The 12,390-nt window shown below is 54.5% G+C and carries 8 protein-coding genes; 7 read left to right on the top strand and 1 reads right to left on the bottom strand.

The genetic code is table 11. The features are described from left to right. The first annotated feature begins 341 nt into the window (after positions 1-341). From K0H80_RS14560 to K0H80_RS14540, 5 genes are all read left to right on the top strand, one after another. A complete protein-coding gene (locus K0H80_RS14560; protein ID WP_220072038.1) occupies positions 342-1,874 on the top strand; it encodes a M17 family metallopeptidase in 1,533 nt (510 codons plus the stop codon). An 885-nt stretch (positions 1,875-2,759) separates the two neighbouring features. Then, positions 2,760-4,049: an NCS2 family permease gene (locus tag K0H80_RS14555; RefSeq protein ID WP_011866646.1), complete on the top strand. Its 1,290-nt coding sequence runs from the start codon at positions 2,760-2,762 to the stop codon at positions 4,047-4,049. 243 nt (positions 4,050-4,292) lie between these two features. Beyond that, on the top strand, positions 4,293-5,411 hold the full coding sequence (gene proB / locus K0H80_RS14550) for a glutamate 5-kinase (RefSeq protein ID WP_041406688.1): 1,119 nt from the start codon (positions 4,293-4,295) through the stop codon (positions 5,409-5,411). 52 nt (positions 5,412-5,463) lie between these two features. Next, positions 5,464-6,735 carry a glutamate-5-semialdehyde dehydrogenase gene (locus K0H80_RS14545; protein WP_258406112.1) on the top strand — a complete coding sequence of 424 codons (1,272 nt, stop codon included), beginning with the start codon at positions 5,464-5,466 and terminating at the stop codon, positions 6,733-6,735. Between the two features lie 283 nt (positions 6,736-7,018). Then, on the top strand, positions 7,019-7,660 hold the full coding sequence (locus K0H80_RS14540; protein WP_220072036.1) for a hypothetical protein: 642 nt from the start codon (positions 7,019-7,021) through the stop codon (positions 7,658-7,660). A 102-nt stretch (positions 7,661-7,762) separates the two neighbouring features. Here the strand turns inward: K0H80_RS14540 and K0H80_RS14535 are convergent, their stop codons facing one another. Then, complete coding sequence (locus K0H80_RS14535) at positions 7,763-8,689, bottom strand: DMT family transporter (protein WP_220072035.1); 927 nt, start codon at positions 8,687-8,689, stop codon at positions 7,763-7,765. A gap of 307 nt (positions 8,690-8,996) precedes the next feature. Here K0H80_RS14535 and dnaK point away from each other — a divergent pair, with 307 nt between their 5' ends. Together dnaK and dnaJ are read left to right on the top strand one after the other, a co-directional pair. Beyond that, entirely contained in the window at positions 8,997-10,910 is a 1,914-nt protein-coding gene (gene dnaK / locus K0H80_RS14530; protein ID WP_011866641.1) for a molecular chaperone DnaK, read from the top strand. Positions 10,911-11,058: 148 nt separating this feature from the next. Then, positions 11,059-12,189 carry a molecular chaperone DnaJ gene (dnaJ, locus tag K0H80_RS14525; protein ID WP_220072034.1) on the top strand — a complete coding sequence of 377 codons (1,131 nt, stop codon included), beginning with the start codon at positions 11,059-11,061 and terminating at the stop codon, positions 12,187-12,189. The last annotated feature ends 201 nt before the right edge of the window (positions 12,190-12,390 follow it).

Here is a 12,390-nt window from a genome sequence, read left to right as displayed (position 1 = left end):
AAGCGGGTAGGTATCCCTCAAGTGTCATACTAAGTTGCCACCCGCCAAAAGCCGCCTTAGGGGGCGACATCATTATTTTCATTTGGCATTGGCGCCAGATAGGAGAATAATGCCAACACTCACGGCGATTTAACCTTGCTGGACATGGCCTTAACCCAACCCTCAAACCTTGGGTAAGCGGCCTTCCAGAGATGGCAGGGGTTAGTATTGTCTTTAGTGAGAGGTTGATATTCACGATAGGCAGGCAAAGATCTGTCAAAGCTCAGGGCGCTTGTATGGCTTATATAGGTGCCAGTTGATTCGGCTAAGACCGAAAAACCGCTAGATGAAAAGGATGAGGCATGACCGGGGTTCAATTTATAGATGTAACAGATTCAGAAGCCATTTTTGACGATAACCAGTGGGATGCCGTGGTACTGGTAACCCATGGCCTAGACGCCATCGCCCAGGAGGAGCTGGCCATGCTCGCCAGCCATGGCGCCCAGGTGGATGCCAGGGTAGGGCGCTCGACCACGCTGTTGTTTGCTCCCGGGCTGGCCGGGGGGCGCCTGATTGTGGCGCCAGTGGCCGATGGCGACAGCGATATTCAGGATGTGCGCGGTTATAGCGACGCCGCTCGCCAGGGCATAAAAGTAGCCTTCGATGCCGGCGCAAGACGCCCGCTGCTGATCGTCACGCCATCGACTCAGGCGAGATATGCGCAGTCCATGGGGGTTGCGGCGCTGGGTTGTGCCCAGGCGTTATGGCAGTCGCTGGAGCGCCGCGAGGCACTGGGTGAGATGGATAACATCTCACAGATCGGCCTGCTGGTGGACGATAAGGCCGCTGAGCTGCTTAGCGCCATCGAGGCGGGTAAACACCTGGCGCGCGACCTTTGCGGCACAGAGCCAGAGCGCATGTCGGCGCCCGCCTTTGCCCAGTACTGTGTCGATGCGCTTAAGGGGCTGGGGTTGACCATGTCTGTGGTCGAAGACAGAGACGTGCTGGAGCGTGACTATCCGCTGCTGAGCGCGGTGGGCCGGGCTTCTTTCGCGGTATCAAGACATCAGCCGAGAGTGGTCAAGCTGGAATATAAGGCCGAGGGGCCGATCGAGCGCAGCTACTTCTTTGCCGGTAAGGGCGTGGTGTATGACACGGGCGGGGCCGACCTTAAGGTTGGCGGCGCCATGGCGGGGATGAGCCGCGACAAGGGCGGTGCGGCCGCGGTTGCCGGCCTGATGAAGACCCTGGCCCTACTGAAACCTAAAGGCGTTCGTGTGGTGGCCGAGCTTGGCCTGGTGCGTAACAGCATAGGCAGCGAGGCCTTCGTGACCGACGAGATCATCACCAGCCACGCCGGCGTACGGGTGCGTATCGGTAACACAGACGCCGAGGGGCGCCTGGTGCTGGCGGATCTGCTGTCGCACCTCAGACTCAAGGCGCAGGATGCCGTGGCGCCGCAGCTCTTCTCGGTAGCGACCCTGACCGGCCATGTGGTGCGCGCCTACGGCGGCTATACCGCAGTGGTCGAAAATGCCGTGGCGCGTCAGCAGCAGGTGGGTGACAGCCTACAGGCGATCAGCGAGGCCTGGGGTGAGCCGATAGAAGTATCGCGCCTGCGCCGCGACGATTATCAGAAGATTGTCGATCCTTCTGGCGCGGCGGACGTGTTGTCGTCCAACAACGCGCCTTCCTCCGTGACGGCCAGGGGCCATCAGTATCCCGCGGCCTTCTTGCTGAAAGCCTCAGGGCTGGAGGCCCATGGCCTGACGAGCGACAAGCCGCTGGCCTACACCCATGTGGATATCGCGGGTAGTGCGACCGAGGGTGACCCCTTGTATGGCACGCCTACCGCGGCGCCACTTGTTAGTTTGTGTCAGCTGATCCGTGGCTGAACTAAGCAGACCCTAGCCTAGCTGGGCGCAAAATTTGACCGGGGCAAGCATAGGCTTGCCCCTTTTTGTTGCCGGATCACAATAGGGTGAAAAAGCGTGATCTTGCCCCGCCTCGCAAAGGGGTTTTGATGTAGTAAAATTACAGTTTGAAGGGTTTTTTAAAAAAAATAGAAAAAAAGCTTGTAATAAAACTACATTTAAATATAATGGCTCTCGTTGGTTAGACACAGTGTCTTCCACCTCAAAGTCTATCCAGGATGGATAACTCTCCAAGGAACCGAGCGACAAGTTGACTGCGGCATGGCCCCGGAAATGAAAGGCCTGCCAAGTTTCACTAGAGATTATTTTTTCAACTTTGTTAGGAGTTAATGACTATGTCTTATACAGGAATTCAGCACGTTTATTGGCAGAATACTTGGTTTTGTACCGATGCCCTTCGCGGTGGTCTGTACGCTATGACTTTTAAGGGTTAACTACCCCTGAGATCATTTGAACCTAGTTCACTTGATTAAAGTAGTTGCATCATCCATCAACCTTACCCCATTTGGGGATTTTTAGACTCAAGTTGTCTATTGCTCATTGAGCGGTAGGCCAGTGTAACCCGCTAGCGCGGTAACTCTTTCCTTTCGGAACACTTGAAACATGTCTCGCCTGCTCTTTGAGCAGGCTTTTTTTTGCCTGAAATTTGCCATCTCTGTCTCGCATCCCCGGCGATAAATCTGGCGTAGATCACCTTTATGCAATCGTCTCGAGTCATGGCTCTAAACTGGCTCGCGTTTGCGCAATTATTGCGTATATAATCGTCGCTTGTTATCAAGTCGTTAACTTGGTTTCAACTTTTACCCTACCTAAATAAACCATAATTAAATCAAGGAACCTCGTTCCATGTTAGAAAAAGTATTTAAGTTAACCGAGCACCAAACAACGTTAAAACAAGAGGTGGTGGCCGGATTGACCACCTTTTTAACCATGGCCTATATCATCTTCGTCAATCCCATGATGCTGGCCGATGCGGGCATGGACCATGGCGCCGTGTTCGTCGCCACCTGTCTGGCCGCGGCCGTGGGCTGTCTGGTGATGGGCATAGTGGCAAACTATCCAATCGCCCTGGCACCGGGCATGGGGCTCAACGCCTTCTTCACCTATACGGTGGTTGGTGAGATGGGCTACAGCTGGGAGACGGCGCTGGGGGCTGTATTCCTGTCGGGTATCTGCTTCCTGATCCTCTCTTTGGTGAAGATCCGCGAGTGGATCGTCAACAGCATCCCTATGTCGCTGCGTCTGGGGATCGCCGCCGGTATCGGCCTGTTTCTGGCGCTGATTGGCCTCAAGAGTGCCGGCATAGTGGTGGCCAGCCCCGCGACTCTGGTGACCATGGGCGATGTGACCGCCTTGCCGGCGGTGATGTCTGTGCTGGGCTTCTTCATCATTATCGCCCTGGTACACAGAGGCTATCAGTCGGCGGTGATCATCAGCATCCTGGGGATCACGGCGCTGGGCCTGCTGCTGGGGGATGTGCAATATAGCGGCATGATCTCGACGCCACCGTCGATTGCGCCCACCTTCATGAAGATGGATCTCTCCAATGTGCTTGAGATCAGCATGCTCTCCGTGGTGTTCGCCTTCCTGTTTGTGGATCTATTTGACACCTCTGGCACCCTGGTGGCTGTGGCTCAGCGCGGCGGCTTCCTCGACGACAGAGGCAGACTGCCGCGTCTCGGTCGCGCCCTGACCGCCGACAGCAGCGCCACCATAGCCGGGGCCATGTTGGGCACCTCGACGACTACGAGTTATATCGAGAGTACGGCCGGGGTGAGCGCAGGTGGCCGCACCGGACTCACCGCCGTGGTGGTGGGGATCATGTTCCTGCTGTCGCTGTTTATCTCGCCGCTGGCGGGCATGGTGCCGGCCTACGCGACTGCGGGCACACTCTTCTATGTCGCCATCCTGATGATGTCTGGCCTGGTGCATGTGGATTGGGAAGATCTCACCGAGGCCGCGCCCGTGGTCGTGGTCTGTATCTTGATGCCGCTAACCTTTTCGATCGCGACCGGCATCGCCATGGGCTTTGTTGCCTATGCGGGGATCAAGCTCTTCAGTGGTCGCTACAAGGATCTCTCTTTGGGCGTCTTGGTGCTGGCAGCGCTGTTCCTTGCTAAGTTCATCTATGGCTAAGTTCATCTATGGTTAGGCGAAGCCGGGAGTTAGCTTTTGGCCTAAGTTGAATTTAGCCTGAGCCGAATTTAGCTTAAGTTAAGTGCCAGCCAACTTAGATTAAAGGTCATACAATGTATGGCCTTTTTTATGGGCTTTTATTGAAGGAAAGTAGACTGGCTCTAATCTTTTATCTTACCCGCTACCATTTACCCTGGGGATTGGGTATAACTTGGGGTTCGGTTTTTTTCTGTCTAAATGTCAATGAACTTAAGTGAGATAGGCTACCGCCGTGTGGTGGTAAAGTTGGGCACTAGCGTGCTCACCTCCGGATCGCGCCAGCTGGATAAGGCGCATATGGTTGAGCTGGCCAGACAAATGGCCAAGCTGATGAAGTCGGGTGTCGAAGTGGTGCTGTGCACCTCGGGCGCCATCGCGGCCGGACGCGAGCACTTAGGTTACCCCACACTGCCGGATACGGTCGCCAACAAGCAGCTGCTGGCGGCCGTCGGCCAGAGTCAACTGATCCTCGCCTGGTCACAGCTGTTTAGCATCTACGGGCTACATGTGGGCCAGCTGCTGCTGACCCGCGCCGACCTGCACGACAGGGAGCGTTATCTCAACGCCAGAGACTCACTCAACGCCCTGCTGGCCAACGGCATCATTCCTATCATCAACGAGAACGATGCGGTGGCCACAAACGAGATCAAGGTGGGCGACAACGACAACCTGTCGGCTCGGGCGGCGCTGCTGTGTGATGCCGATCTGCTGATCCTTTTGACGGATCAGAAGGGGCTGTTCGATGCCGACCCAAGGGCCAACCCGGATGCCAAGCTTATCAAGCAGGTGGTCAATATCGACGACAGCCTGCGCAGCCTGGCGGGCGGCGCGGTTTCTGGCCTGGGCACAGGTGGTATGGCGACCAAGCTGCAGGCGGCGGATATTGCCCGCCGCGCCGGAGTCGAGGTGGTGATCGCCTCGGGTCATCATCCTAAGGTGATCTTAGATGCCGTATGTCAGCTGCCGGTCGGCACCCATTTTACCGCGCTGGAAAATCCGCTGGAGAGCCGCAAACAGTGGATCTTGGCCGGCCCGGCGACCAAGGGCCGGCTGGTGCTGGACAGCGGCGCCATTAATGCCGTGACCCTGAAGGGACGCAGCCTGCTCTCTAAAGGGATAGTGTCGGTGAGCGGTGTGTTCGACCGCGGCGCCACCCTGCAGCTGGTGGATGAGCAGGGGCGGGAACATGCCAGGGGCATGAGCCGTTACAGCGCCAAAGATCTGCAGAAGATCGCCGGTAAACATTCGGATGAAATTGAGTCGCTGCTGGGCTACGACTACGGCGATGCCATAGTGCATCGTAACGACATGGTGGTCCTGTAAGGTTTTCGGCAGAGTCAATCTGTGCAGATTAAAGATGAGTGGAACAGAAACGATGGACGATAAACAGCAGTACTTAAACACACTAGGCGAGCAGGCCAAGGCGGCCAGCTACGCCATGGCGAGCCTCACGGCTTCGCAGAAGCGCGACCTGCTTAGGGCAATAGCCGCTAAGCTTACCGATAAGCGCGCGCAGATAGTTGCAGCTAATCAGCAGGATGTGGCCAAGGCGCGGGAAAACGGCCTGAATGACGCCATGATAGACAGATTGCTGCTGGACGAGTCGCGTCTATCTGGCGTGATTGCCGACATCGAAAACGTGGTGGCCCTGGCCGATCCCATTGGTAGCGAGCTGGAGAGCCAGCTGCTGGATAACGGGCTGCGCTTGTCCCGCCGCCGGGTACCGCTTGGCGTGCTCGGGGTTATCTATGAGGCACGCCCCAATGTGACCGTGGATATCGCCGTGCTGGCGCTCAAGACCGGCAATGCGGTGATCCTGCGCGGTGGCAAGGAGACCCTGGCTTCTAACCTGGCATTAAGCAAGGCGATCAGGGAAGCCATTAGCGAGCAGGGGCTGCCGAGCGATGCGGTGCAGCTGATCCAAGACCCTGATCGCGCTCTGGTCTCTGGCCTACTCAAGCTCGATAAATATGTGGATATGATAGTGCCCCGTGGTGGCCAGAATCTGCAGCGCCTGTGCGCCGAGCAGGCGACTATTCCGGTGATCTTGGGCGGTATTGGTATCTGTCATCTCTATGTGGATAGCGAGGTGAATCAGCTAAAAGCAATTGAGGTGATTGCCAATGCCAAGGTACAGCGCCCGACCGTGTGTAATGCCCTGGATACTGTGCTGGTTCACCAGTCTATCGCCCAAAGTTTCCTGCCTAAGCTCTATGCCCACTTATGTGCACTCGGCGTGAGTTTCTATGCCTGTGACCAGGCCGAGGCCATAGGCAAGGATGCCGGCACTGTCACTCACAAGGCGAGCGATGAGACCTTTGGCACAGAGTGGCTGTCGCTGAACCTGGGCGTTAGGGTAGTGGATGATATGGATATGGCGATCGCCCATATTCGCCGCTTCTCCAGTGGTCACTCTGAGGGGATATTGAGCGATAACATTCATGCCACGGCTCGTTTCATCAACGAGGTGGATGCGGCGGCCGTGTATGTCAACGCCAGCACCCGTTTCACCGACGGTGGTCAGTTTGGCTTGGGGGCCGAGGTGGCGGTATCGACCCAGAAGCTGCATGCCAGAGGCCCGATGGGGCTCGAGGCGCTCACCACCTATAAGTGGATTGGCGTCGGCGACTACACCGCCCGCGGTTAATCGGGCTAACAGCCAGTAGTTTAAAGGAGCCTTAGGGCTCCTTTTCGTTTTTCTGCTTCGCTAGATTTTATTCAAGTCACTTTATCTCAGTAGCTTTATCTCATGATCGCTAGTGATGAAATTGACCAGATCCCTTGGTGAGTTTCGCAACTTGTTTGGGGAAAACCCTAAATCAAAAATACAAAACCACCACAAATACTTACAATTACAACAGGTTACAGTTTTGGCATCTTGCTTGCTTTGTCTTAATCAATCTCACAGGGAGTCGGTTACGGAGCTTAAGATGAAAAACAACATGGTTAACAAGGCATTGGTAAGTTTAAGTCTGCTAGTAGGTTTGATGAGCGTGGGTGCTCAGGCGGCCTCTAGCATCACACTCAACGATGAGTTCGATTATCGCGGCCAGAAGGTGGCGTTGGACATGGATGTGGGTCAGGCGGAGCTGATCGCCGGCGACCAGGACAAGGTGCGGGTCGAGGTAGTCGTAAAGGCCAATGATTCGAAATGGTTTGGCTTCTGGCAAAACAGCGATGTGAGCTCGGCCAAGTTCGATATCCTCGATGATGGCGACAAGCTGGTGCTGCGCTTGGCGGATCAGGATGATGTGAACCAGAAGTGGCGTGTCTATCTGCCTCGTAACGCCGCGCTCAAGGTGGATGCCGGTGTGGGCGAGGTGATTGTCGATGGCCTGAGTGCCAGCATAGAGGTGGAACTTGGGGTAGGCCGCGCGGAGATCACGCACCAGGCGAGCTTTGGTGATGTGTCGCTCGAGTCAGGCGTGGGCGAGGTGAGCATTCGTGACGGTGGTCAGCGCCTCAAGGTAAATCAGAACTTGGTGAGCCAGAGCTATCATCAGCAAGGCACAGCCGGCAATGACCATCTGTATGTGTCGGTGGGTGTGGGCGAGATAGACGTGCGCAACTAGCCACTGAAAATCAATGAGCGATAAGCGTAAAAAAACCGACCCTAGGGTCGGTTTTTTTACGCAAGGGTGTCTATCTCTTACACCTTATGTTAGCCGATGACTTTAGTTCTCCGGCGTCAGCGCAGGGTCTGTTTTGGCGCGCAGGCGTTTAAGCTGAGGCAATAGCTGCTGCAGCGCCAGCGCGGTCAGGATAAGTCCCAGACCGATAAAGGTCGACGGGGTGATGGTCTCTTGCAGGATCCAGGCAATGAAGCCCACCGAGAGCACAGGGGTGATAAATACTAGGGTACTCATGCTGGCGGTGCGATCCGCTTTTTTCAGCGCGACCAGCCAGAGGACGAAGGTGACCCCCATCTCAAACAGGCCCACATAGATGCCGGCGCCAAGGGCCTTGAGATCCCAGTTCGGCAACGATTGGGTCAGCAGCAGGGTTACCAAGATAAACGGCAGTCCCACCAAGAAGCTCAGCAGCAGGCTCACCACTGGGTCGCCCTCATCTTTAGTGTTGACTATCCAGTAGAGGGACCAAAGCAGGGTGCTGGTGAGCGCCAGCAGTACCCCGGTAGCGCTCTCGAAGCGCACGCTGGTGATCTCGCCATTGGTGGCGATAACGAAGACGCCCAGATAGGCGACCAGCGCCGCGGTGAGATCGCTCTTGCGCAGCTTCTGTTTCAATAGTGGCACCGCCAGCAGCGGCAGCAGTATGGCCCAGGTGTAGTTGAGCGACAGCGCCTGCTGGGCAGGTAGCAGGGCGTAGGCCTTGAACAGCACTAGATAATAAAGGAAGGGATTGAGCAGCCCGGTCTGCAGGTAGAACCAAGGACGACTTGCAAATTGGCGCTTGATGAGGTGCAGCTTACCGGTCGCGGCGAGTATGACGCCTAGGGCGACGATTGAGGTCGAGACGGCGACAAACACCAGCTGTAGCGGCGTAAAATGGCTCAGGGCCAACTTGAAGGCGGTGGCGACGGTCGACCAGAGTAAGATGGCCGCTAAGGCATAGAGATAAGCTTGGTTGGATGATTTCACTGAACCTTCTCACTAAACGAGACAACTAAAAAAATCCCACGCGCCTGGGGCACAGAGGGAGTTTTACTTCGATTGCATGCATTATACGCTTCTTGTTGGCCACCCGGCAGCTTTTAAGATCAAAAAAATACTCAATTAAGTTAATTTTTATCTTTCTTGCCCTTGTATTCCCATTTGCTGTCCCAATATAGGGTGTTAAGGAAAGATATTGGCTCGGAAAATTAGGCTTGAAAACGAATTCGCCTATCCCCATATCTGAATCAGATAACAAAGTTAGCGTAAGTTAAAAGTTTTTTTGGAGGACTCCATGGGTAAAATTATTGGTATCGATTTAGGTACAACTAACTCTTGTGTAGCTGTACTTGATGGCGATAAAGCACGCGTGATTGAAAACGCGGAAGGCGATCGCACTACCCCGTCGATCATCGCATATACAGGCGAAGAAGTATTAGTTGGTCAGCCTGCGAAACGCCAAGCTGTAACAAACCCAAAGAATACCTTCTTTGCTATTAAGCGTCTTATCGGTCGTCGTTTCAAAGATGACGAAGTACAGCGCGACGTAGACATCATGCCATTTAAGATCATCGCGGCAGACAACGGTGATGCATGGGTTGAAGCGCACGATAAGAAGATGGCACCGCCACAAGTTTCTGCAGAGATTCTGAAGAAGATGAAGAAGACTGCCGAAGACTACCTGGGCGAGCCAGTAACCGAAGCGGTAATTACCGTTCCGGCTTACTTTAACGATTCACAACGTCAGGCGACCAAAGACGCCGGTCGTATCGCTGGTCTGGAAGTTAAGCGTATCATCAACGAGCCTACTGCTGCGGCACTGGCTTACGGTATCGATAAGAAGCAAGGCGACAACATCGTTGCGGTATACGACTTAGGTGGTGGTACCTTCGATATCTCTATCATCGAGATCGATAGCGTAGATGGCGAGCAGACCTTCGAAGTATTGGCAACCAACGGTGACACTCACTTAGGTGGTGAAGACTTCGATAACCGTCTGATCAACTACCTGGCCGACGAGTTCAAGAAAGAACAGTCTCTGGATCTGCGTAACGATCCACTGGCGATGCAGCGTCTGAAAGAAGCTGCCGAGAAGGCGAAGATCGAGCTGTCTAGCACGACTCAGACTGAAGTTAACCTGCCATACATCACGGCAGATGCGACAGGTCCTAAGCACTTAGTGGTTAAGATCACTCGCGCCAAGCTTGAGTCTCTGGTTGAAGACCTGATCCAACGTTCACTCGAGCCGCTAAAAGTGGCACTGGCTGACGCAGACCTGTCTGTATCAGACATCAACGAAGTGATTCTGGTGGGTGGTCAAACCCGTATGCCTAAGGTTCGTGCAGAAGTTTCTGCCTTCTTCGGCAAAGAGCTGCGTCAAGACGTTAACCCTGATGAAGCGGTTGCTATCGGTGCTGCGGTTCAGGCGGGTGTACTGGCTGGTGACGTGAAAGACGTACTGCTGCTAGACGTAACGCCTCTGTCTCTGGGTATCGAAACCATGGGCAGCGTGATGACCAAGCTTATCGAGAAGAACACCACTATCCCGACTAAGGCTAGTCAGACCTTCTCAACGGCCGATGACAACCAGAGCGCGGTAACCATTCACGTGCTACAGGGTGAGCGTAAGCAATCTAGCGCCAACAAGTCGCTGGGTCAGTTCAACCTGGAAGGTATCGAGCCTGCACCACGTGGCATGCCACAAATTGAAGTGGCCTTCGATATCGACGCCGATGGTATTCTGCACGTGTCTGCGACCGACAAGAAGACGGGTAAGGCACAGAACATCACCATCAAGGCCTCTTCAGGTCTGAGCGATGAAGAAGTTGAAGCTATGGTACGTGACGCTGAGGCGCACGCCGATGAAGATGCTAAGTTCGAAGAGCTTGTGTCTGCACGCAACCAGGCTGACGGCATGGTTCACGCGACTAAGAAGCAGATCGAAGAAGCGGGCGATGCACTGCCAAGCGAAGACAAAGAGAAGATCGAAGCTGCGATGGCTGACGTCGACACTGCCACTAAGGGCAACGACAAAGAAGCTATCGAAAAGGCAACGCAAGCTCTGATGGAAGCGTCTGCCAAGCTGATGGAGATCGCTCAGGCTAAGGCGCAAGCTGGCCAAGGCGAGCAGGCTCAGCAGTCTAACGAAGCTCCTGCTGATGATGTTGTCGATGCCGAGTTTGAAGAAGTTAAAGACGACAAAAAATAATTCAGGCCCAGCCTAAATTATTTCCAGCGGGCGTTATGGGGTAACTCTAACGCCCGTTCGTATAACTTAAGGGGCAGTTGATCTTTTTAGATTGAACAAAAAGTAAACCTAAAAGGTCAACAGACCCTAGCGCAGAAAGTATGAGACTATGTCAAAGCGAGATTATTACGAAGTATTGGGCGTAGGTCGCGACGCCAGCGAGCGTGAGATTAAGAAGGCCTATAAGCGCCTCGCCATGAAATTTCACCCGGACCGCAACCCAGGTGACAAGGCGGCCGAAGCCAGCTTCAAAGAGGTAAAAGAAGCCTACGAAATTCTAACCGACAGCGATAAGAAGGCGGCCTATGACCAGTTTGGTCATGCGGGTGTCGATCCTAATCGCGGCGGTGGCGGATTTGGCGGTGGCGCCGACTTCGGTGATGTATTCGGTGACGTATTTGGTGACATCTTCGGTGGTGGACGCCGTGGTGGCCAGCGTCAAGCGGCGCGCGGCTCAGATCTGCGTTACAACCTGGAACTGTCACTGGAAGAGGCGGTACGTGGCCTGACTAAAGAGCTGCGTATTCCAACCTTAGCCACCTGTGACCTCTGTGACGGTAGCGGCGCCAAGAAAGGCACCTCTCCGACCACATGTGGTACCTGTCACGGTCAGGGCCAGGTGCAGATGCGCCAAGGTTTCTTCGCTGTGCAGCAAGCCTGTCCTACCTGTCATGGCCGAGGTAAGATCATCAAAGATCCTTGCGGAAAGTGTCATGGCGAAGGCCGCGTAGAGAAGAGCAAGACACTGTCGGTGAAAATTCCTGCGGGTGTGGATACCGGCGATCGCATTCGTCTGTCGGGCGAAGGGGAAGCGGGCGAGTTTGGCGCACCTCCAGGGGATCTCTATGTACAGGTCACAGTGCGTGAGCATGCCATCTTCGTACGTGACGGTAACAACCTCTACTGCGAAGTGCCTATCTCATTTAGCACGGCGGCATTGGGCGGTGAGATCGAAGTGCCGACACTCGATGGTAAGGTCAACCTGAAGATCCCATCGGAAACCCAGACCGGTCGTATGTTCCGTCTGCGTGGCAAAGGGGTCAAGTCGGTGCGCAGCCATGCGGTCGGCGACCTGCTGTGTAAGGTGGTGATGGAAACGCCGGTGAATCTGAACGACAAGCAGAAAGAACTGCTACGTGAGTTCGATAACACCCTGACGGGGTCATCAAAGAAGCACAGCCCTAAGGCGGAAGGTTTCTTCGATGGCGTGAAGAAGTTCTTTCAGGACTTGAACAGCTAAGCCTTGCTGATACACAATGAAAAACCTCGCGATGCGAGGTTTTTTTATCGCCACATGTTTTATACCAATCGAAGTCAATAATTGATCATGCTAGTTTGTTAAAACGTCCGATAACTGAGTTACTGTTTTTGTTTGTAGAATAACTACTTATCGAAAAATTCTGCCTTGTTCTCGAGCGTTTTTCCTGCACTATTTCTGATC

Origin of the sequence: Shewanella aegiceratis, assembly GCF_019457495.1 — a bacterium.
In the GTDB taxonomy this organism is placed as follows: Bacteria; Pseudomonadota; Gammaproteobacteria; order Enterobacterales; family Shewanellaceae; genus Shewanella; species Shewanella loihica.
Note: the sequence above shows the minus strand (reverse complement) of the source record. Positions and strands in the feature narration are given on the sequence as shown.